A 21,033-nucleotide genomic window follows, 5' to 3' on the forward strand; every position below is an offset into this window, starting at 1 on the left:
AGTTTTCTCCATTATACTTATTTTGTCGGCTCCACTCTAGGATTAAGGCTGTATCAATCTACTGATCATAATAAGAATCAATGCCATTGACAATCGCATCTGCGGCCTTTTGCTGGTATTCTTCACTTCCCAGCTTGTCCGCGTCAGAGCTGTTAGTGATAAACCCAAGCTCCGCCAACACACTTGGCATTTGTGAATATGTAATGACGTAAAAGTCTGATTCTTTCACGCCCCTGTCTCTCGTTTGTAAGGAAGAAACGAGCTCTGACTGAATATCGGATGCCAGACGCCGGCTGTTCTCCCCTTCATAATCAGATTGAAAATACGTTTCTGTTCCTGAAGCTGAAGCAACCCCTGAATTCACATGAATGCTGACAAAAAGGTCAGCCTGATTGGCACTTGCCTTAGCCACTCTTTCCTCCAAGGTCAGAAAATGATCGTCAGACCGGGATGCAACAGGTTTGGCTCCCTCCTCTTTTAGTTTGTCTGTCACATGCTCTGAGACAGCCAAATTAATATCCTTTTCAAAGAGCCCGTTTCCGACCGCTCCACTATCTTCACCGCCGTGTCCGGCATCAATATACACTGTTTTCCCTTCTATCGGCTCTGCTGCCTGTGCACAAGGCGCGAGCGTCAAAGCCAATCCGCACAGCGCCAAGCTCCTCCATAACATTCTCAACTTACTCCCTCCGGTCTTTTTATGACGAGTTCTTTCGCAGCTGAATATCTTCCAGCTGTAAAGTTCCATTATCCTTCTTTGTATATTTCACCAGGACATGTGTCTGATCTGGCAGTGATTCACATTCATCACGTTTATCCTTCGGAACTTGTATCATGGTTTCTTCTCCATTAAGAGACACCGCAATCGTATGAGGATCAGCCGAGCCAATGTATTTTCCCTCTTCGGTAAACCTTGGCACTGAGTCATCCGCACTTGCAACACTGCACCCCGAAAGAAAGAGCGCAGTAAACAGCAAAAGAACCGTTTGTTTCACATGACCACCTCTTCCTGATGTTTGGCTTTTATCTTTGACCAGAATGGCGAATTTGTAAAGACAACGCGAATGCAGGCGAGTAAGTTCCATGATTTTCAAAAGGGCTATACGACCCGATCATTTCCTGTTGTTAGAAAGATAACGAGCAGATTTGTCTATGAGGATGGGTCTAATTGAGGCGCCAACTAGAAAAAATTAGCGGAAAGAAGCAACTTTTTATTCATTTTAAAAAATTTGAGAATAGGTGAGCAAATCGTTTGACGGGTGGGTCAGCCAGGCGTAACCTTTTAAAGGATATTTACTTTATTGAAAGAAGTTAAAGCCATGAAAAAATTCGTTCTGCTGCTGGCGGCAGCTGTCATCACATGCTCCATCGGCCACCAAATAAGCGGCGGCTACAAAGGCCCCGAAAAAGAGCGGCGAAAACATCACTCTGTACTCAAGATATTCAGTCAGTAAAGCAGATCAATTGCATTAATTTTTACATATAGGCTAGAATATGTGCGAATCCAAACGAAAGAAGATGATCAAATGAATCCTAAGTATAAGCCACTGTTTGAACCATTTACGTTTAAAAGCGGCGTTACAATCGACAACCGGATCGCAGTAGCACCAATGACTCATTACGCTTCTAATGAAGACGGTACAATATCTGAAGCGGAGCTCGACTACATCATCCCCCGTTCAAAAGAGATGGGAATGGTGATTACAGCCTGCGCAAATGTTACACCGGACGGAAAAGCATTCCCCGGGCAGCCGGCCATCCATGACGATTCCAACATTCCAGGTTTAAAAAAGTTAGCACAAGCCATTCAGGCACAAGGCGCTAAAGCCGTTGTACAAATTCATCACGGCGGTATTGAGTGCCCGTCTGAGCTCGTTCCTCAACAAGATGTTGTGGGGCCAAGTGACGTGTTTGATAACGGCAAACAAATTGCTCGCGCATTAAAAGAAGAAGAAGTGGAAAACATTGTGAAGGCGTTTGGAGAAGCGACAAGACGCGCCATTGAAGCCGGCTTTGACGGTGTCGAAATTCACGGTGCAAACGGCTACTTAATTCAGCAGTTTTATTCTCCGAAAACCAACCAGCGCACGGATCGCTGGGGAGGAAGCGATGAAAAACGATTAGCCTTCCCGCTCGCTATTGTCGATGAAGTGAAAAAAGCCGCTTCAGAACATGCGAAGGGTGCGTTCTTAGTCGGATACCGCCTGTCTCCGGAAGAACCTGAGACACCGGGATTGACAATGACTGAAACTTATACGCTTGTTGATGCTTTAGGGGATAAAGAATTGGATTATCTTCATATCTCACTGATGGACGTGAACTCAAAAGCGCGCCGCGGTGCAGATCCGACTCGCACACGCATGGACTTATTGAATGAACGTGTCGGAAACAAAGTGCCGCTGATCGCCGTCGGTTCCATCCATTCCGCTGATGACGCGCTTGCCGTCATCGAAAACGGTATTCCGCTGGTCGCTATGGGACGCGAAATTCTAGTTGACCCTGACTGGACGGTAAAAGTAAAAGAAGGCCGTGAAAAGCAAATCGAAACAGTGATCAAAGGCACAGATAAAGAAAAATATCATTTGCCTGAACCGCTATGGCAAGCAATTGTGAACACGCCAGGCTGGGTGCCTTATAAAGATTAATGTGCAAAGACTGCCGAAACGATTCGGCAGTCTTTTTCCCTTTATATAAATAGTTTGTGTACACATCTAAACAGCAAAAGAAAGAGCTCCCCACCAACTTCGAAAAGAAAATCCAGGAAAAACCCCTCACGCTTTCTTGCTTTTTTCTTTTTCATTCGTACGTCTCCTTTTTACATGAATACGCCTTACTTACGATTTTGCAGGAGAAAGGTTTCATTTTATAACGGAAACATCTAGGGTCGATCATGCTTCGTGATCCTATAAGATGTATGAATGGACCAAGAGTGCAGGTAATACCGCCATTTGCTTTCCTTACTTTTCAAACCCATCCTTTACTATATGCGGATACTTAATATTCTTCTCCCATACTAACAAATGTCCCCAAAACAAAACGCCTCCTATTTATCAGCGCAAACTAATAAATAAAAGACGTTTGATTTAATGACCACTTAATAAGCTCATGTTTAAGAAGCCTTATGCTCTAACCTCAGCTTATCCGCAACCATTGCAATGAACTCCGAATTTGTCGGTTTAGCTTTTGTCATGCTGACAGTATAACCGAACAACGAGGAAATGGAATCAATGTTTCCTCTGCTCCATGCCACTTCAATTGCATGACGGATCGCTCTTTCTACACGGCTTGCGGTTGTGTTAAATTTTTTGGCGATGTCCGGATAGAGGACTTTTGTAATGCTGCCGAGCAATTCGATGTCATTGTATACCATTGAGATTGCTTCGCGCAGATAGAGATAGCCTTTAATATGGGCTGGGACGCCGATTTCATGGATAATGCTTGTGATGCTCGCGTCGAGATTTTTCTTCTTTGGTTCAGGCTGGCTGCTGCGTATAATACTGCTTTGCGATGATGGCGCACGATGCGTCACACTGCTGGCATTTCCGCTGACCTGGCGGATATGGCCGACAAGGTTTTCCATATCAAACGGTTTGAGAATAAAGTAGGACGCGCCTAAATCGACGGCCTTTTTCGTGACATCTTCCTGCCCAAAGGCTGTCAGCATAATGACATTCGGCTGTTTTTTCAGATCTGATTCCCTCAGCCTCTCTAAAACCGCAAGTCCGTCTAGATGCGGCATAATAATATCTAATACGAGCACATCGGGATCTTTTTCTTTAAACAGCGACAGGCATTCCTGTCCGTTATAAGCAACGCCGATCACTTCCATGTCTTCCTGTCCTTCTATATATTCACTTAACAGGCTTACCAGCTCTCGATTATCATCAGCAACACAAACTTTAATTTTCTCCACGTTTCTTCCTCCCCAAATGTAGTTAACAGGATTCACCCTTGCTACATGTTTACATTCGACAAAACCGCTATATACCCTCTAAAAAAATCATAATCACCAATATTAGTGGCATATCTTTGTTATTCTATGTTTTTCTCTGTTTTTCGACTAAAAATGAAATTTGACAAACAAGGAAACGTGAATTTGTCGAAAAATCTTCTTTTGTATATTTTACCGTATGTATTCTGAGAAGTGAAGAGGGATCAAAATAAAAAAACTGCCGGAAACTCCGGCAGTCAGCTTGCTTTTTCTTTTCCATAAATATCGATTCCTGCTTCTGACAGCATCCATTCAATATGAACACCGTAGCCGCTTGTCGGGTCATTTACAAATACATGGGTGACAGCACCGATCACTTTTCCATTTTGAATGATCGGGCTTCCGCTCATCCCCTGTACGATGCCTCCTGTTTCTTTCAACAGCCTTGGATCGGTAATTTTCAACACCATTCCTTTTGTCGCAGGGAATTTTTGCGGCGTTGTGCTGACGATTTCAATATCGAATTTTTCTACTTTGTCATCATCAATAACCGTTAAAATTTCAGCCGGCCCTTTTTTGACTTCGGTAGAAAACGCAACCGGCAATGCTTGATCTGATATGTTGTTTTGAATCGGCTGATGCAGTGTGCCGAAAATCCCAAACGGGCTGTTTCTGTTAATATCCCCGATCGTTTTGCGTTCTGAGGAAAATCGCGCCAGTTTTTCTCCCGGATTACCGCCTGTCCCTTTTTCAATTGATGTTACAGTGGATTTAACAATTTCTCCATTCTCCACTACAATTGGTTTCTTTGTGTCCATATCGGAAATCACGTGGCCAAGTGCTCCGTATTTTTTTGTTTTCGGTTCATAAAAGGTCATAGTGCCTATGCCGGCAGCAGAATCTCTGATATATAACCCGATTCTGTATTTGCCTTCTCCTTCATCCTTTTCTGGGATCAGCTTCGTTTTGATTTTCTGTTTATCACGTTTGATCAGTAAGTCTAAAGATTCACCAGTTTTCCCAGCCTTTTGAATAAATGGGGCTACATCATTCATTTTTTCAATTTTCTGTCCATTCATCTCAATAATGATGTCGCCCGCCTCAATTCCTGCCGTTTCTCCCGGAGATTTTTTGCCTTCACTTGTATTGATTTGATGAAATCCGACGACAAGAACACCGACGGAATGAAGTTTTACACCGATTGATTGTCCGCCAGGTATAACTTTTAAATCAGGAAGAACATGCACTTTTGTTTTTTTAATTGGAAATCCGGCAAGATCATATACCAATTCTGACTCACCTGATTTTTTGCCCGTCACCTTGATTTCATGCGGATCTTTCTTTACTGTAAACGCTTCTGAGGATTCTGATGTCTGAGCGTTTACCGATAAACTCGTTTCAATCGCTTGTGTTTGGGTTTCAAATACTCTCATTTGCGTTGGAATCAGTAAATATTCTTTTAGCGGTTTGCATAAACCTACACTTAATAACGAAACAAGGAGAATTAAACCTACTGCTTTTCTGATGTTATCGGGCATTCACTACTTCACTCTCCTCGCTCCTATCCCACACCTTCTTTATGACTTGCTGCTACATCATTTAATTTTGCCTTCTGACGGCTTATTTATAACTGTCATATGAAGAAAAACATTGGATATACTGATGAACGAATGGATGTGCACGAAAAAAATAAGCTGCGCTTCTCGCGCAGCTTACCCAGTTGTTTTGACTTGATCCGCTTGTTTTAAAAGTTCTTTCGCATGGCGTTTCGTTAAATCGGTTACCTCGACACCTGCAATCATGCGCCCGATTTCCGCTACCTTTTCCTGCTTAGACAGCGGCTTGACACGTGTCGTCGTTCTGCCGTCTTTTAACTCCTTCGCAATATAAAGATGCGTATCGGCCATGGCAGCCACCTGAGGCAGGTGTGTAATGCACAGCACTTGTGAACCTATTGACACCTTATGGATCTTCTCAGCGATTGCCTGTGCGACCCTGCCGCTTACACCGGTATCAACCTCGTCAAAAATGATCGATGTCACATCCTGTTGTGAGGAGAAAATGCTTTTTATGGCAAGCATCACCCGTGACAGCTCTCCACCTGAAGCGACTTTCGAAAGGGATTTTAGCGGCTCGCCTGTATTGGTTGAAATTAAAAACTTCACCAGGTCAATCCCTTGTTCAGTCAGCTGAACGGGCTGGCCGTTTACAAGCGGCGCCTCTTCATTGCGTGACGCTGTTCTGACCTTAAATTCCGTATCAAAAGTTGATTTTTCCATGTACAGGCTTTTTAATTCCCGATGAATCTCATCAGCCAGCTTTTTCGCCCATGTTTTTCGGATTTGTGACACATTTGCCGCTTCCACTGCGACATCTTTGCCGACGGAGTCAAGCTCCTTTTTCAAGCTTTGAAGGTGGCTGTCCCTGTTTTCAATTTGGTCAATCTCTTCTTCAATTTTAGAAGCATATTCCAAAATGTCTTCAACAGTGGCACCGTATTTTCGTTTCAGCTGTTTGATTTCATTAAGTCGCGTCTCAATATAGTTCAGGCGTTCCGGATCAAATTCAAGCTCATCCAGCATATTTCTCATCTGAAATGTGGCATCCTCAAGCAAATAGTAGGAGTTCGAAACACTTTCAGACATTTTTTTCAGCGGTTCGTTTATATCAGATATATCTTCAAGCTGCGCTGATGCCATTCCAACCCAGTCCAATCCGCCCTGCTCACTGCGAAGCGCGTTATATGCATTTTGCAGCGACTCATATATCTTCTCAAAGTTTGAAATTTGCTGGCGCTCTTCTTGGAGCTGTTCATCTTCGTTAAGCTCAAGCTTTGCCGATTCGATTTCTTCGAGCTGAAATTGAATAAGATCAAGACGATGGGCCATTTCCTGTTCGCTTTCAGAAAGCTGCTTAAGCTTTTTGAGCAGCTTCACATACCGCTGGTACCCTTCCTGATACGTTTTGAGCGCGCTTTCCACTTCGGCTCCGGCAAACTTGTCCAAAAGCTGGAGATGATTTTCGTCTTCCATTAACAGCTGGTTATCGTGCTGCCCGTGAATATCTAATAAAAGCCTGCCGATCTCTCTTAGTGAAGCAATCGTGACAAGCTTGCCATTGACACGGCAAACGCTTTTCCCGCTCGTGCTGATATCCCTTCTCATGACGATCATTTCGTCTGAAACGTCGATTCCCTGCTCAGCGCATACGCCTAAAACAGGATGGCCGCTCTCCAACAGAAACAGCCCTTCAAGTTCGGCTTTTGCTTCCCCATATCTAACAAATTCAGATGATCCGCGGCCTCCGACTAAAAGAGAAATGGCATCTATGATGATGGATTTGCCGGCTCCGGTTTCTCCTGTTAAAACCGTAAGCCCGCGTTCAAAAGAAACCGTCAGTTCCTCAATAATGGCAAAGTTTTTAATCGATAGTTCAGCTAACAAACAGCATTACACCTCTTATCTTTGTTAGATTTTCTGTTACAGCAGTTCAAGGAGCCTGTTTTTTACGCCTTCTGTATCTTCAGGAGTCCGGCAAATAATTAAAATCGTATCATCTCCGCAAATGGTCCCCATCATTTCATCCCAGTCCAAATTGTCCATCAGCGCCCCGATTGCCTGGGCATTGCCCGGCATCGTTTTCAGCACAATCATATGGCTTGCTGAGTCTATTTTCACAAATGCGTCCATCAATGCCCGCTTTAGCTTTGACAGCGGATTGAAACGCTGGTCCGCCGGAAGACTGTATTTGTAAGAACCATTATTTGTAGGAACTTTTACAAGGTGAAGTTCTTTAATATCCCGTGATACCGTGGCCTGCGTTACTTTGTATCCATCCTGCTTTAGCATGTCGACCAATTCATCCTGCGTTTCGATTTCATTGCTTGTAATGATCTCTCTGATTTTAATATGCCTCTGGCCTTTGTTCATGTAAGCACCTCTATTTCCAAGCTTATCTGTTCTTTTATGTTATATGATTCTCTGCACATTGTACATGAATGCAGAAAAAAGGAATAATAGCGCCCTATTATTCCGGTACATCTGCTTTTTTTTCTTTTAACGTCTTATGTGCTTCTTCTACAACGCGCATGATCTCTTCTTCCGGCAGTTCCTGGCCTTCCTGTCCCTCTCCCGGCCAATGCAAATGAAGGAGAAACTCAATATTTCCGTCTCCTCCCGTGATTGGAGAAAATGACAAGCCTTTACAGATATAGCCTTCAGCGGCAGAAAAACTGATCATTCGCTTGAGCACATCAGCATGCACTTTAGGATCTCTAACAATCCCTTTTTTGCCGACGGATTCCCGTCCCGCTTCAAACTGAGGCTTAACTAAAGCCATGCAGTCGCTGCCCGGTACGAGCAAAGTCCTTAGGACAGGCAGGATGAGCCGCAGTGAAATAAAGGACACATCAATTGTGGCAAACTCCGGCATGCCCTTTGTAAAGTCTGCCGGTGTTGCATAACGAAAGTTCGTCCGTTCCATCACGACGACCCGTTCATCCTGTCTAAGCTTCCATGCAAGCTGATTATAGCCTACATCCACAGCGTATGACTGTTTAGCTCCATTTTGCAAAGCGCAGTCCGTAAAACCGCCGGTGGAGGAGCCAATATCAATCATAATTTTATCTTTGACAGAGACGGGAAATTCCTTCAACGCTTTTTCGAGCTTTAAGCCGCCCCTGCTCACATACCTCAGCGGGTTTCCTTTGACAGTTAACGGAAGGTCGCGGTCAATTTTTTCTCCAGGCTTGTCCAAGCGGTTTTCGTTTGAATAGACGATCCCCGCCATAATGGCTCTTTTGGCTTTTTCACGCGTTTCCGCCAGCCCTCTTTCCACTAATAATACATCTAATCGTTCTTTCTTTGACGTCATGATCCAATTCCTTTGTGTGTCTTTGGCGGCATCAGTAATCTAATACGATTTGCCACCTGCTGTTTTGTCAGTCCAATTTCCTCAAGAAGCGCTGTTACACTTCCGTGTTCAATAAACCGATCAGGTATACCCATTCTGTCAATCGGAGTATGATATTCACCTTGATCATGAGCGAATTCTAAAATCGAGCTTCCGAAACCGCCTTCTAAGACCGCTTCTTCAATTGTTAAAATTGGCAAGCCTTCTTTTAGGATACTCTTCATCATCTTTTCATCAATCGGCTTAATAAAACGCGCATTCACAACGCGCACGGAAAGGCCTTCTTTCTGCAGCTCTTCGGCTGCTTCAATCGCCATTTCGATTGTTGTGCCGAATGTTAAGATGACAGCATCGTTCCCTGGACGCAGCACCTCCCACGTACCGATCGGAATCGTTTTCAACTGTTCATCCATTTTTACGCCGAGTCCGTTTCCGCGCGGAAAACGCATCGCTATCGGGCCTTCGTCATAGCTAAGTGCTGTATGAACCATGTGCTGGCCTTCATTTTCGTCTTTCGGCATCATTAAGACCATGTTTGGAATGTGGCGCATAAACGCAATATCAAACACGCCTTGATGTGTCTCTCCATCAGCGCCAACGAGTCCTGCACGGTCAATTCCAATAAACACATTGGCGTTTTGGCGGCAGATGTCATGAACAACTTGGTCATATGCCCTTTGCAGGAAGGTTGAGTAAATCGCCAAAAACGGCTTCATACCCTGCATTGCCATAGCTGCCGCCATCGTTGCGGCATGCTGTTCTGCGATTCCTACGTCGAACATCCGGTCAGGGAATTCCTTTGCGAAGCCTTCAAGCTTTGAACCGACAGGCATAGCCGGCGTAATGGCTACAATGCGTCCGTCCTCGCGCGCCATTCGCTGCACAGTTCCGCTGACAAGACCGCTCCACGAAGGAGCTGCGGCTTTCGGCTTTACAAAGTCACCGGTATTAATTTTATATGGTCCGGTACCATGCCATGTCCCAATCGTATCGGTCTCAGCCGGTTTGTACCCCTTCCCTTTTTTCGTAATGACGTGCAGAAGAACAGGGCCTTTCGTTTTTTTGGCGTATTGAAGATTCTCAATCAGCTCATGATAAGAATGTCCGTCCACTGGGCCCAAATACGTAAAACCGAGCTCCTCGAAAAACATTCCGGAGACGAGCATGTATTTCAGGCTGTCTTTGACCCGTTCCGCCGTGGCGGCAAGCTTGCCCCCAACTGCCGGAATCTTTTTAAATAAGTATTCAAGCTCATCTTTGACCCACTGGTATTTCCCCGCAGTGCGGAGCCGTCCGAGCATAGAGTGAATGGCACCGACGTTTGGCGCAATACTCATTTCATTATCATTAAGGATGACAATCATGTCTTTTTTCTCGTCGCCGATGTGGTTAAGGGCTTCGAGCGCCATACCGCCAGTCAGCGCGCCGTCACCAATGATCGGAATAATATATTCATCCGTTCCTTTAATATCACGGGCAGCTGCCATTCCCATCGCGCCTGACAGAGAAGTCGAGCTGTGCCCGGTTTCCCAAACATCGTGCTCGCTTTCACTCCGCTTTGGAAATCCGCAAAGCCCTTTGTACTGGCGAAGCGTCGCAAATTCTTTTCCGCGTCCTGTCAGCAGCTTATGGACATACGACTGATGGCCTACATCCCATAAAAATTTGTCTTTCGGGCTGTTAAATTCCTTATGCAGGGCAACAGTAAGCTCTACGACACCTAAGTTTGGGCCGATGTGGCCGCCGGAAGCGGATAAACTTGTAATTAAAAACTGACGGATTTCATCACTTAATTTCTCTAATTCATCAATGGACATGTTTTTTAAAAACGACGGGTCCTGTATTGATAAAAGATCCAAAGCGGATCAACTCACTTTCAGCATGAATTTCTGCAATGATACATGTCTTTTGCATGCCGAGCTGACATTAATCTCAGACATAAAAAAAGACAAACGCGCTTTTCCTTTTCATTTTTCATATAAACTGCTTACATTTTACCATACCTCGTGCAGCCGCTTCAAATTAGGATCGTTTTAGTGATCTCTTGCCGCAATTAAATCACAAAGCTCATATAAAAGGTCTTTTTGAAGAGAGAGTCCGCCGATCAATCGCTTCGCCTCTTTTATATGAACATCCAATTTATGTTTGGCCCCTTCCAATGAAAGAAGCGACGGGTATGTCGATTTGTCATTTGTGGTATCCGAGCCGACACGTTTGCCGATTTTCTCTTCACTGCCTTCTAAATCTAAAATATCGTCTCTGATTTGAAATCCGATTCCAATGTGGCTGCTGAAGGTACGCAGTGTTTCAATGTCTTCCTCAGGCGCATCAGCCAAAATAGCACCGGCGATTACACAAAAGCCAAGGAGCTTGGCAGTTTTCCGTTCATGAATGGATTCGAGCTCTTCAAGCGTGACTTGTCGGTTTTCCGCTTCCATATCAGCTACTTGCCCACCGACCATGCCTTCGGTGCCTGCCGCTGAAATCAGTTCATTCACAAGCCGCAGGCGCTTTTCTGCTGACACCTCGTCTGACACGTGGGAGGTAATCAGCTTAAAGCTTTCTGTGAGCAGCCCGTCACCCGCTAATACTGCCGTCGCTTCACCAAACACTTTATGGTTTGTCGGCTTCCCGCGGCGCAAATCGTCATCATCCATGCATGGAAGATCATCATGAATTAACGAATACGTGTGAATCATTTCGACAGCACAGCCCACCGGAATGCCGTCTTTTTCGCTTTTTCCATATGCATTTAAAACAGCCAGTACAATCAGAGGCCGCAGCCGCTTTCCGCCGGCCTGTAGAGAATACAGCATAGATTTCTTTAATGAGTCCGGCATATCAAGCTTTTCTGTATAGACAGAAAGCTGATTTTCAATTGTTTTTTTCCGGTCCGCCAGAAAGCTCGTTAATTTATTTGTCACCTTCGTCTTCCTCCTGAACACTGAAAGGTGCCAGTTCGCCGTCTTCTTTTAAAATGAAGTCCATTTGCTTTTCGACTTTTTGCAGCTTTTCATGGCACATTTTTGACAGAGCCATGCCTTCTTGGAAATAGTTAATGGCTTGCTCTAGAGGCACATCTCCCTCTTCAAGCTTTGATACAATGCTCTCAAGCCCTTTCATCGCTTCTTCAAATGTCATGTTTTCATTTTTTTTCACGTCTGTCATTTTTCTTCCCCTCTCTTTTCTAATACTTCACAGGTCAGCACGCCATCCTTCAGCTTGACTTCAAGCCGGTCCTGCTCTTCTATTTGACTGACACTTTTAATGAGTTTATCTTCTTTATAAGCCAAGCTGTATCCTCTTTCCATCACTTGAAGAGGACTTAGTGCATTCAGCTTGCCAAGAACGGTTTGAAATTGGGAATGCAGCTGCTTCATTTGGATATTCATATTTTTTCTCAGCTGATTTGTTTGTTCCTGGTATCGTGTTCTCGCTTGTTTCAGCTGTTCATGAGGATGCAGTGCCTCTAATCTGTACGTTTCACGCTCCAGCTGTCTGCTTTTCCGATCTAAAAGAGCGGTCAGCTGTGCTTGAAACTGCTGGTACGCGAGGTCAAACTGCTGCTCTTTTTGCGCATACAAACGCTTTGGAAAACGAAAGGCATAGGACGATTGCAGCGTTTGAATCCGTTCTTTTTTCTGGCCGAGGTGCTGCTGCATCGCTCTTGTCATTCTGACTTCCGCTGTTTTTGTGCGTTCGATTAAATCAGTGGTATGAGGCACAGCAATCTCAGCTGCTCCTGTCGGCGTCGCGGCTCTGATATCGGCGACAAAATCACTGATCGTAAAATCCGTCTCATGTCCGACTGCCGATATAATCGGAATATTGGAAGCAAAGATGGCGCGTGCTACAATTTCTTCATTGAATGCCCACAGTTCTTCTATCGAACCGCCGCCTCTCCCGACAATTAATACGTCGCAAATCTCTTTTTCATTTGCCTCTTCAATGCGCGTAACGATGGATCTGCTCGCATTTTCACCTTGTACGAGCGCTGGAAGAACAATGACTTTTACAAGGGGATATCTTCTTTTTAGAGTTGTAATAACGTCTCTGACAGCGGCACCCGTTGGAGATGTCACAACCCCGATTGTGGCTGGAAATGCGGGGATTTGTTTTTTGTAGCGGTCGTCAAATAAACCTTCTCCGGCAAGCTTCTTTTTTAATTCTTCGTACGCTAAATAAAGCGCTCCAACCCCGTCAGGCTGCATTTCTTTGGCATATAATTGATAGTTTCCGCTCGGTTCATATACGGAAATTCCGCCTCTTACCAGCACTTTCATTCCGTTTTCAGGTTTAAAAGGCAGACGCTCGCTTTGTCTCGCGAACATCACCGACTGCATTCTTGCGTTTTCGTCTTTTAAAGTGAAATAAATATGCCCTCGTGTGTGTATCTTTACATTCGACAATTCGCCTTTAATCCAAATATTTCCAAGGTGAGGATCTACATCGAATTTTCGTTTTATATACTTTGTCAGCGCTGAGACGGTCACATACGCTGCTTCACCCATGTCTAAAAACTCCTCTCCTAAGCATTCCTGCACCATAACTAAAGAAAACCCGCCCTGGCTTTAGGAGCCTGAAGAAGCGGGTATCGTGCTCATATTCAAGGCGGGTAAACATTTCGCCTGTGAATATCTCCAATTATCTATGATAACGTACGTTTCGCAGATTTAACAGTATTATGCGCAAGCATCGTGATGGTCATCGGACCTACTCCGCCCGGAACCGGCGTGATGAAGGACGCTTTTTCCTTTGCCCCTTCAAATTCAACGTCTCCGCAAAGCTTTCCGTTTTCCAGACGGTTAACGCCGACGTCAATGACAACAGCGCCCTCTTTGATCTGGTCTGCACTGATGAAGTTGGCTCTGCCGACTGCCACCACCAGGATGTCCGCTTTTTTCGTATGTTCAGTAATATTTTCTGTTCTTGAATGACAGTAAGTAACCGTCGCGTTTTCATTTAATAAAAGCTGGCCGACAGGTTTGCCGACAATGTTGCTTCGGCCGACTACAACAACCTCTTTACCGGAAAGGTCAATATTGGTTTTCTTCAAAAGCTCAACAATTCCATGAGGCGTGCAAGGAAGAAACGTATCTTCGCCAAGCAGCATTTTCCCTACGTTTAACGGATGAAAACCATCTACATCTTTATCAGGAGAGATACGTTCGATCACCGCTTTTTCAGAAATATGGTCTGGGAGAGGAAGCTGAACGAGAATGCCATGAAACTCAGGGTCTTGGTTATATTGATCAATAATGGAAAGCAGTTCAGCTTCTGTGAGGCTGCTGTCAAATTGATCGAGCTTGAAATTCATTCCCATTGTTTCTGCCGCTTTTTTCTTTCCTCGCACGTAAGAGTGAGAAGCAGGATCATCTCCAATCAAAATAACCGCCAGTCCGGGAGTGACGCCTTGCTTTTTAAGCTCTTCTACCTCTTTTGCCAATTGTTCGCGTTTTTCTCTAGCCGTTTCTTTTCCGTCGATGATTGTTGCAGTCATTTTCTTTCCTCCTATGATTGTTCAATATCAGATTTAATGTTAGAAAGAACCCCGTTTACAAACTTTGTCGCTTTGTCATCACCAAACCGTTTTGCCAGCTCAATCGCTTCGTTCATGGAGACATTCACCGGAATGTCTTCGGCATATGCCATTTCATATGCTGCCAGGCGCAAAATCGCACGGTCAACATTGGCAATCCGATCGAGCTTCCAATTCACCAGATGCTTGGAGATCATTTCATCCAGCTGGTCTTGGTGTTCCAATACCCCGTGTACAAGCTGTTCAAAGAAAGGATCTGTTTTTTCTTCATCCAGTGCGTGTTCTATGGCTTCATTCACTGCAATATCGCTGACATCAATTTGAAATAGTGCCTGCAAAGCTTTTTCTCTTGCTGTTCTTCTTTTCATTTTCTTTCTCCTTTGATCCTCTTTATCCGCTTGTCGTTAAGCCACAAAGAGATCATAACATATTTTTTTCGTATCCGCATATTGAAATCAAGGTTTTTTTACCCTATTACCGAATATTTTCACACACCTTAATATGATTATTCGGATTTCACGTTCATGAAGAAACTCGGCTATGTAAGCCGGCTTTCTTCATGCTTTGAAATAAAGGGTAACGTGTAAAAAAACCAAAGGGCCGCCCTCCCCTTGGTTTCGTGTTAAGCCATTTACATTTCTTCGTCGATTTGGACTTCTTGGGCTTTTGTGTCAAATTGAATGCCGACGATGTGAATATTGATCTCGTTAATCGAAAGAGACGTCATATTTAATAAGGTTTGACGAATGTTTTCCTGAACGGATGCTGCAACTTTCGGAATCGAAACGCCAAATGTAACGACACAGTATACATCGATCGTAATTCCGTCATCCGCCAGGTCGACTTTGACACCTTTGCCATGATTCACTTTGCCAAAGCGCTCAACGACGCCTGTCGCAAAGTTTCCGCGCATTTCGGCAACTCCATCAACTTCTGATGCTGCAATGCCGGCAATGACCTCAATGACCTCCGGTGCAATCTCAACCTTACCCAAATGCGTATCTTCGTGATCCATTTTAAGCAAGCTGTTGTCTTTCATTCAATTCACCTCCGTAAAAATTATGAGCCCATTACATCATATGTTTCTAAAAATTTCGTATTAAACTCTCCGCTCACAAATGTTTCGTGTTCAAGCAGTTTTAAATGGAAAGGGATTGTTGTCTCAATGCCTTCGATGACGAATTCGCTCAATGCGCGCTTCATGCGGGCAATCGCTTCATCCCTCGTTTTTCCGTATGTGATGACCTTTGCAATCATGCTGTCATAGTACGGTGGGATGGAATAGCCAGGGTACGCAGCTGAATCGACACGGACACCAAGACCGCCAGGAGGCAGGTACATTTTAATTTCTCCAGGTGACGGCATGAAATTTTTGCTTGGGTTTTCTGCGTTGATTCGGCATTCGATGGCCCAGCCTTCAAATTCAACATCTTCTTGCTTGAGGCTCAGTTCCATTCCTGAAGCCACTTTGATTTGTTCCTTGATCAGGTCAGTTCCCGTCACCATTTCTGTGACTGGGTGCTCCACCTGGATTCTCGTGTTCATTTCCATGAAGTAATAGCGCTGTTCATTGTAGTCATAGATAAATTCAACTGTTCCAGCACCTGTATAGCCAACCGCTTTTGCAGCCTTTACTGCTGCATCTCCCATTTGCTCCCTGATTTCTGAATCAAGGGCAGGAGATGGTGATTCTTCCAAAAGCTTTTGCAGGCGTCTTTGGATCGAGCAGTCGCGTTCGCCCAAATGGATCGTATTTCCGTAGTTATCAGCAAGCACTTGGATCTCAACGTGGCGAAAATCTTCTATGTATTTTTCGATGTATACACCTGGATTCCCAAATGCAGTTGCCGCTTCCTGCTGTGTAATCTTAATGCCATTAATCAGTTCCTCTTCAGTGCGGGCAACCCTAATTCCTTTTCCGCCTCCGCCTGCGGTGGCTTTTATAATTACAGGATACCCAATTTCATTAGCAAGCGAAACCGCTTCTTCCACATTTTCTATAATTCCCTGTGAACCCGGTACGATTGGCACGCCGGCCTGTTTCATCGTTTCCCGCGCAACGTCTTTTGTTCCCATTTTTGAAATGGCGTCAGCGCTCGGGCCGACAAACGTGACATTAACTTCTTCACATAATTCAGCGAAATCAGCATTTTCAGCTAAAAATCCGTATCCCGGATGAATGGCGTCCGTGCCAGTCAGCTTTGCAACACTCACAATATTTGTAACGTTTAAATAGCTGTCTTTTGATGCTTTCGGTCCGATACAAAAAGCTTCATCGGCCATTTGAACATGAAGGGCATCTTTATCAGCTTCTGAATAAACAGCGACAGTCTCAATTCCGAGCTCTCTGCAGGCTCTGATGATTCTGACAGCAATTTCTCCTCTGTTGGCGATCAATAGCTTTTTAATCATGTTAAGTCTCCTTACTCCGCTTTTACAAGAAATAGAGGTTGTCCGTATTCGACCAGCTGGCCGTTTTCTACTAATACTTCAACGATTTCGCCTTTCACTTCTGCTTCGATTTCGTTGAAAAGCTTCATCGCTTCTACAATGCAGACAACTGTGTTTTCATTTACTTTTGAACCGGCTGTTACATACGGGCCAGCTTCCGGTGATGAAGAAGCATAAAATGTTCCTACCATTGGTGAAGTGATTTTATGCAGATTCTCATCTTGCTTTGGTGCTTCTTGGGCAGGTGCCGCTGCTTGCTGCGCTTGCGTCTGAACTGCCTGCGGAGCCTGTGCTTGTACAGGTGCTGCCGGTGCCTGCTGCATGACTTGAACCGTGCCTGCTTCGTGTTTTTTCAGTTTTAAGGATACACCTTCATTTTCATATACGAATTCGTCAATTGTAGACTCGTCAATTGCTTTAATCAGCTCGTGGATTTCTTTGATATTTAACATTCAATCGCACTCCTATGTATGAAATTTCTTTTTTTATAGGTTACTACTAAAAGTACATACTATGTTCATCTTACAGGAGCGGACTTTTGAATTCAACTCTAATATGACAGCAACGCAAAAAGCCCGCTTGTTTAGCGGGCTTCTTTTTCCTCTTTCTTACTTGGATGGTTCAAACGTGACAGCGACATCTTTCATTGTTTTGATTTCTTTTGCCACAAGGTCTATAATGGCTGTCGCCTTCGATTTGGAGTGTTTGTCTGATTTGACTGTAATATTGATTTTATCTCCTTCAGCATTAACGAGCGCATCCTCGTAACCTTGTGTTTTAATCAGCGTTTCCAGCTGTTTTTCTGTTCCTTCCACTTCACTGAGAGCCGTCATTTTATCGTATGCTTCGCTTTTCTCCTTGGCTGTTGCATCATCGCTTGATACAATGGCATTCAGCTCTTCTCTTTCTTTGCTTCTGGCATCTTCTAAATCAAGACGGTACGTTGTAAACAGATCATCATCGGCTGTTTCCGTAACAACAGTTCCTTTTTCACTGGCTTCAGCGGATGTTTCCTTGTCTGCTGATGAATCTTTCGTTCCCTTTGTTCCATCTTCTTTTCCTTTTTCAGTTTCTGTACCGCTTTTTTCTTTCGTGTCTTGCTTGGCAGGCGCTTTTTCAGTTGCGACCTCTCCGCTGTCAGACGCGCTTTTTTCACTTTGCATCTGCACGGCGTTTTTGCTTTCCGGCGACATGATATAGTAGACGCTTAACACCACGACAAGACTGAGCATTGTTAATAGCCAAACGGTTTGTTTTTTAAGCATTTATGAATCCTCCTTTATTTTTTTAGGGGCAACCGCAACCCGGTGGCTTGGAACATCCAGGACCCGTGTCACCGCTTCGATAATTGTTTGTTTTATTTGAACGTTGTCCACTCCCTGAGCAACAACGAGTACACCGCGTATATCAGGTTTTTTCGTTTGGACGACGACAGGTGTTTCTTTATCGCCGTTTTTGATCATGACGATTTCTTCCTCCGATGTTTGGTCTGTAACGCTTCTTGTTCCGCCTTCTTTGTCAGTTTCTTCAGTGGTTGTATTTTTGTTTGATTTGTTTTTTTCGTATACTTTCAGCGACGTTGCATCTACATTCACGACAACCGAGACATCGTCCACACCAATGATTGTTTCAAGGATTTCTTTCAGCTGATTTTCGTACTCTTTTTCATAGTCATCGATCGAGTCTTTAGGTTTATCAGATTTTGAGGCTTTAAACACTTCGGCTGTTTTCTCTTTGCTGTCTGCGGAATGTTGCGATGATACGGCCGTTATCGTTTTGGCGTTTTCTGTTTTCTCAGGTGAAGAAAACAGCTGGCTGACAAGCATAAAGGAAACTCCGAGAACAAAAACGAATAGAAAGTAATGATATTTGGTCAGCTTCGGCTTTTCGCCGTCCTTCGTTTGTCCCGGAAGAAACTGCTTTTTCAATACATTCCATAATCCGTTTTTATTCATTGCCGACACTCTCCCCGCCTTCCATATGAACCGTAATTTTCTCACTTCCGATTTCCCAAATGTCCGCGAGCTGCGTTTGTATCTGTTTGGCTTCTTTTTGTTCGGCTGCTTCTTTCGTTACGTATGCATGATCTGTATCAATGTGGACCGGCGCGACCGTTTGGACCGTTTTTTCAGAAGACGGGGCCATATACACGCTGATTGTTTTAATATCCTCTTCTGAATCTACCTTTTCTCCTGCCGTGAGTTTGATGCGGCCTACTTTATATTCATCATGACTGAATCTCTCCTCCGCTTTCTTTTTTAGTTGGACAGCCATTTCTTCTAGAATATATGCGCGCTGGGAAGCTTGTATTTCTATTTTTTTTGAATTGATTTGATTTTTTATGTCGGCAGACTCTGACTGCCCGTTTTTTGTGAGGTATTCAAAGATGACTTCGGGGTCTGTCTTGAAAAGTTTAAAAATCGGCGTAAGCATGACGACAATCAAGAGCAGGCTGACTACCATTTTTGCGTACTTTTGCATGCTGGAGCTCGGAAGCAGCATATCAATCACAATTGCAAATAGGATAAACAACACGATAGTGGTAAGCCATTCCGTTAAAAAACTCATTCGCCTGCCTCCTTCATTTCATCATCATCGTGAGGTTTCCGGCTGTGATTATGACAGTAAGGCTTAAAAAAAACATGAGAGACACAATAGCGAGAGCTGCAAAAATATAAATGACGCTTTTGCTGATGACGTCGAGGCAGGTGATGACGGGCCCGCCTCCAAGCGGCTGAAGAATCGCGGCTGCCAGCTTATAAATAAAAGCGAGGGAAAGCACTTTGATTGCCGGAAATGCCGCGATACAGATCAAAATAGCGACACCGAGAATCCCTACCGTATTTTTCAGCAGTAAAGAGGCGCTGATTACTGTATCTGTTGCGTCTGTAAACATTCGGCCAAGCACAGGAATAAAATTTCCGGTTATAAATTTAGCCGTCCTGAGCGTAATGCCGTCTGTCACTGCAGCGGAGGCTCCCTGAACAGAGATGACGCCGAGAAAGATGGTAAGAAAAACAGCCAGTGCTCCGATGGCGATATTTCTGAGCAGGTTGGCCAGCTGTGTTACTTTGTATTGTTCGGTCATGGTGCTGACAATGCTCAGAATTGCTGATAAGAAAATCAGCGGCATGACGATATTCTGAATCAAGAGACCGCTTGTGTTCATCAGAAAGAGGATAACAGGATGAAAGAAGGCAGCAGATACAGCTCCGCCTGAGGAAGCCAAAAGCGCCAAGAGGAGCGGAATGAGCGCCAGGATAAAGCTGGTCATCGTTTGAATCGCCTCAGTTGCATAGTTAATTGCCACATGAAAGCTATTAAGCGCAAGGATAATCAGCACCATGTACACAATTGAGTAAGCGACCTTACTGACGGTGCTTTGCTGAAAAGCATTTTGCAAAAGCTGCAGAATGACGCAAAAAATCGTGAGCAAAATCAATGTGCCCAGCAGCTTTCCGTTGGCAAGCACTTCATGAAACAAATAAGAAAAGAGAGCTTTCAGCCATTCTTGCGGTGAGAATGATTTATCGCCATTGATAAACTCCATTAAGCTGCCTTTTTGGCTTTCCGGCAGCAGTCCGCCGTATTCTGTCATAATGTCATTCCAAAATTCCCCGATCTTATCTGTTTCAAGCGAGGCTGCTGTCCTTTCCGCTAATTGCTCGGCTGTTTCAGCATGGTCTTCCGTTTGTTCTGCATTACCAGCTGCTTGTACAATTTCTGCACGGCCTGCTATGATCAGCACGGCCAAAAGCAAAACCCATTGAAAGCGCTTCAATCTACCGCCTCCTTTCGGTTATGACATAGAAGGTATAAGTCCGAGAATCGTTTCGATAATGACGGTTAAAATAGGCACAGCCATTACGAGTATTAAAATTTTCCCCGCCAATTCTATTTTCGAGGCGATGGCTCCTTGACCGGCATCTTTTGTGAGCTGTGCCCCGAATTCAGCAATATAGGCGATTCCGATAATCTTTAAAATGGTTTCAACATAGACCATGTTGACATTTGCATTAATCGCAATTTTTTCTATCATTCGAATAATGTCGTAGATTTGGTCTACCAAATAAAGAAAAATGGCACATCCGGCAAAAACGACGATTAAAAACGCAAAAGTCGGCTTTTGTTCTTTTACAATTAAAGAAAGGAAGGTGGCGATCAGCCCTAAACCTACAATTTGAACAATGTCAATCTGCAA

23 protein-coding genes are annotated in these 21,033 nt (G+C 44.3%); 2 read left to right on the top strand and 21 right to left on the bottom strand.

The window, feature by feature from the left end; genetic code table 11:
* Positions 1 to 58 precede the first annotated feature (58 nt).
* Both MKX71_RS12045 and MKX71_RS12050 read right to left on the bottom strand, forming a co-directional pair.
* Positions 59 to 679 carry an N-acetylmuramoyl-L-alanine amidase gene (locus tag MKX71_RS12045; RefSeq protein WP_076458098.1) on the bottom strand — a complete coding sequence of 207 codons (621 nt, stop codon included), beginning with the start codon at positions 677 to 679 and terminating at the stop codon, positions 59 to 61.
* Between the two features lie 19 nt (positions 680 to 698).
* The gene (locus MKX71_RS12050; protein WP_014480225.1) at positions 699 to 995 is read right to left on the bottom strand and encodes a hypothetical protein; all 297 of its coding nucleotides are present in this window, start codon (positions 993 to 995) and stop codon (positions 699 to 701) included.
* Positions 996 to 1,301: 306 nt separating this feature from the next.
* Here MKX71_RS12050 and MKX71_RS12055 point away from each other — a divergent pair, with 306 nt between their 5' ends.
* A complete protein-coding gene (locus MKX71_RS12055; RefSeq protein WP_339231159.1) occupies positions 1,302 to 1,454 on the top strand; it encodes a hypothetical protein in 153 nt (50 codons plus the stop codon).
* Positions 1,455 to 1,526: 72 nt separating this feature from the next.
* Positions 1,527 to 2,645 carry an NADH-dependent flavin oxidoreductase gene (locus MKX71_RS12060; protein WP_017696437.1) on the top strand — a complete coding sequence of 373 codons (1,119 nt, stop codon included), beginning with the start codon at positions 1,527 to 1,529 and terminating at the stop codon, positions 2,643 to 2,645.
* 464 nt (positions 2,646 to 3,109) lie between these two features.
* On the opposite strand, the gene spo0A is transcribed toward MKX71_RS12060, so the two are convergent.
* From spo0A to spoIIIAD, 19 genes are all read right to left on the bottom strand, one after another.
* Complete coding sequence (gene spo0A / locus MKX71_RS12065; RefSeq protein ID WP_003226427.1) at positions 3,110 to 3,913, bottom strand: sporulation transcription factor Spo0A; 804 nt, start codon at positions 3,911 to 3,913, stop codon at positions 3,110 to 3,112.
* A gap of 275 nt (positions 3,914 to 4,188) precedes the next feature.
* Entirely contained in the window at positions 4,189 to 5,469 is a 1,281-nt protein-coding gene (spoIVB, locus tag MKX71_RS12070; RefSeq protein ID WP_004398697.1) for a SpoIVB peptidase, read from the bottom strand.
* 174 nt (positions 5,470 to 5,643) lie between these two features.
* A complete protein-coding gene (gene recN / locus MKX71_RS12075) occupies positions 5,644 to 7,374 on the bottom strand; it encodes a DNA repair protein RecN (protein ID WP_003230267.1) in 1,731 nt (576 codons plus the stop codon).
* A 36-nt stretch (positions 7,375 to 7,410) separates the two neighbouring features.
* Positions 7,411 to 7,860 (bottom strand): arginine repressor ArgR, encoded by a 450-nt coding sequence (gene argR, locus MKX71_RS12080; protein ID WP_003230265.1) that lies wholly within the window; start codon positions 7,858 to 7,860, stop codon positions 7,411 to 7,413.
* A gap of 97 nt (positions 7,861 to 7,957) precedes the next feature.
* The gene (locus MKX71_RS12085; protein WP_003230264.1) at positions 7,958 to 8,803 is read right to left on the bottom strand and encodes a TlyA family RNA methyltransferase; all 846 of its coding nucleotides are present in this window, start codon (positions 8,801 to 8,803) and stop codon (positions 7,958 to 7,960) included.
* A complete protein-coding gene (gene dxs / locus MKX71_RS12090; RefSeq protein WP_003245985.1) occupies positions 8,800 to 10,701 on the bottom strand; it encodes a 1-deoxy-D-xylulose-5-phosphate synthase in 1,902 nt (633 codons plus the stop codon). Before dxs ends, MKX71_RS12085 begins: the two co-directional genes overlap by 4 nt.
* Positions 10,702 to 10,875: 174 nt before the next feature.
* Positions 10,876 to 11,766 carry a polyprenyl synthetase family protein gene (locus MKX71_RS12095; protein WP_003230262.1) on the bottom strand — a complete coding sequence of 297 codons (891 nt, stop codon included), beginning with the start codon at positions 11,764 to 11,766 and terminating at the stop codon, positions 10,876 to 10,878.
* The gene (locus MKX71_RS12100; protein ID WP_003226409.1) at positions 11,756 to 12,010 is read right to left on the bottom strand and encodes an exodeoxyribonuclease VII small subunit; all 255 of its coding nucleotides are present in this window, start codon (positions 12,008 to 12,010) and stop codon (positions 11,756 to 11,758) included. The genes MKX71_RS12095 and MKX71_RS12100 overlap by 11 nt, the downstream gene beginning before the upstream one ends.
* Positions 12,007 to 13,353, bottom strand: coding sequence for an exodeoxyribonuclease VII large subunit (xseA, locus tag MKX71_RS12105; protein ID WP_339231161.1), 1,347 nt, complete (start codon positions 13,351 to 13,353; stop codon positions 12,007 to 12,009). The genes MKX71_RS12100 and xseA overlap by 4 nt, the downstream gene beginning before the upstream one ends.
* 137 nt (positions 13,354 to 13,490) lie before the next feature.
* Complete coding sequence (folD, locus tag MKX71_RS12110) at positions 13,491 to 14,342, bottom strand: bifunctional methylenetetrahydrofolate dehydrogenase/methenyltetrahydrofolate cyclohydrolase FolD (protein WP_003230259.1); 852 nt, start codon at positions 14,340 to 14,342, stop codon at positions 13,491 to 13,493.
* Positions 14,343 to 14,353: 11 nt separating this feature from the next.
* Complete coding sequence (nusB, locus tag MKX71_RS12115) at positions 14,354 to 14,749, bottom strand: transcription antitermination factor NusB (protein ID WP_003230256.1); 396 nt, start codon at positions 14,747 to 14,749, stop codon at positions 14,354 to 14,356.
* A 263-nt stretch (positions 14,750 to 15,012) separates the two neighbouring features.
* On the bottom strand, positions 15,013 to 15,420 hold the full coding sequence (gene yqhY, locus MKX71_RS12120; protein ID WP_003230254.1) for a fatty acid biosynthesis protein YqhY: 408 nt from the start codon (positions 15,418 to 15,420) through the stop codon (positions 15,013 to 15,015).
* A gap of 20 nt (positions 15,421 to 15,440) precedes the next feature.
* Positions 15,441 to 16,793, bottom strand: a complete 1,353-nt coding sequence (accC, locus tag MKX71_RS12125) for an acetyl-CoA carboxylase biotin carboxylase subunit (RefSeq protein WP_003230253.1) — start codon at positions 16,791 to 16,793, stop codon at positions 15,441 to 15,443.
* A gap of 11 nt (positions 16,794 to 16,804) precedes the next feature.
* Positions 16,805 to 17,284, bottom strand: a complete 480-nt coding sequence (gene accB / locus MKX71_RS12130; RefSeq protein ID WP_076458104.1) for an acetyl-CoA carboxylase biotin carboxyl carrier protein — start codon at positions 17,282 to 17,284, stop codon at positions 16,805 to 16,807.
* Between the two features lie 156 nt (positions 17,285 to 17,440).
* A complete protein-coding gene (gene spoIIIAH, locus MKX71_RS12135; protein ID WP_003230250.1) occupies positions 17,441 to 18,097 on the bottom strand; it encodes a stage III sporulation ratchet engulfment protein SpoIIIAH in 657 nt (218 codons plus the stop codon).
* Positions 18,098 to 18,787, bottom strand: a complete 690-nt coding sequence (spoIIIAG, locus tag MKX71_RS12140) for a stage III sporulation protein AG (protein WP_014477307.1) — start codon at positions 18,785 to 18,787, stop codon at positions 18,098 to 18,100.
* Positions 18,780 to 19,400 carry a stage III sporulation protein AF gene (spoIIIAF, locus tag MKX71_RS12145; RefSeq protein WP_003230233.1) on the bottom strand — a complete coding sequence of 207 codons (621 nt, stop codon included), beginning with the start codon at positions 19,398 to 19,400 and terminating at the stop codon, positions 18,780 to 18,782. Before spoIIIAF ends, spoIIIAG begins: the two co-directional genes overlap by 8 nt.
* A 13-nt stretch (positions 19,401 to 19,413) precedes the next feature.
* On the bottom strand, positions 19,414 to 20,613 hold the full coding sequence (spoIIIAE, locus tag MKX71_RS12150; RefSeq protein WP_003230230.1) for a stage III sporulation protein AE: 1,200 nt from the start codon (positions 20,611 to 20,613) through the stop codon (positions 19,414 to 19,416).
* 18 nt (positions 20,614 to 20,631) lie between these two features.
* Positions 20,632 to 21,033, bottom strand: a complete 402-nt coding sequence (gene spoIIIAD, locus MKX71_RS12155) for a stage III sporulation protein AD (protein ID WP_003230228.1) — start codon at positions 21,031 to 21,033, stop codon at positions 20,632 to 20,634.

Source organism: Bacillus sp. FSL M8-0071 (assembly GCF_037975455.1).
Classification (GTDB): domain Bacteria; phylum Bacillota; class Bacilli; order Bacillales; family Bacillaceae; genus Bacillus; species Bacillus subtilis.

Excerpts from the sequence above, each read along its gene's own strand:
- MKX71_RS12060 (WP_017696437.1), top strand. The coding sequence starts at position 1,527 with ATGAATCCTAAGTATAAGCCACTGTTTGAACCATTTACGTTTAAAAGC.
- spoIVB (WP_004398697.1), bottom strand. The coding sequence starts at position 5,469 with ATGCCCGATAACATCAGAAAAGCAGTAGGTTTAATTCTCCTTGTTTCG.
- argR (WP_003230265.1), bottom strand. The coding sequence starts at position 7,860 with ATGAACAAAGGCCAGAGGCATATTAAAATCAGAGAGATCATTACAAGC.
- MKX71_RS12085 (WP_003230264.1), bottom strand. The coding sequence starts at position 8,803 with ATGACGTCAAAGAAAGAACGATTAGATGTATTATTAGTGGAAAGAGGG.
- MKX71_RS12100 (WP_003226409.1), bottom strand. The coding sequence starts at position 12,010 with ATGACAGACGTGAAAAAAAATGAAAACATGACATTTGAAGAAGCGATG.
- xseA (WP_339231161.1), bottom strand. The coding sequence starts at position 13,353 with ATGGGTGAAGCAGCGTATGTGACCGTCTCAGCGCTGACAAAGTATATA.
- folD (WP_003230259.1), bottom strand. The coding sequence starts at position 14,342 with ATGACTGCAACAATCATCGACGGAAAAGAAACGGCTAGAGAAAAACGC.
- nusB (WP_003230256.1), bottom strand. The coding sequence starts at position 14,749 with ATGAAAAGAAGAACAGCAAGAGAAAAAGCTTTGCAGGCACTATTTCAA.
- yqhY (WP_003230254.1), bottom strand. The coding sequence starts at position 15,420 with ATGAAAGACAACAGCTTGCTTAAAATGGATCACGAAGATACGCATTTG.
- accC (WP_003230253.1), bottom strand. The coding sequence starts at position 16,793 with ATGATTAAAAAGCTATTGATCGCCAACAGAGGAGAAATTGCTGTCAGA.
- accB (WP_076458104.1), bottom strand. The coding sequence starts at position 17,284 with ATGTTAAATATCAAAGAAATCCACGAGCTGATTAAAGCAATTGACGAG.
- spoIIIAH (WP_003230250.1), bottom strand. The coding sequence starts at position 18,097 with ATGCTTAAAAAACAAACCGTTTGGCTATTAACAATGCTCAGTCTTGTC.
- spoIIIAG (WP_014477307.1), bottom strand. The coding sequence starts at position 18,787 with ATGAATAAAAACGGATTATGGAATGTATTGAAAAAGCAGTTTCTTCCG.
- spoIIIAF (WP_003230233.1), bottom strand. The coding sequence starts at position 19,400 with ATGAGTTTTTTAACGGAATGGCTTACCACTATCGTGTTGTTTATCCTA.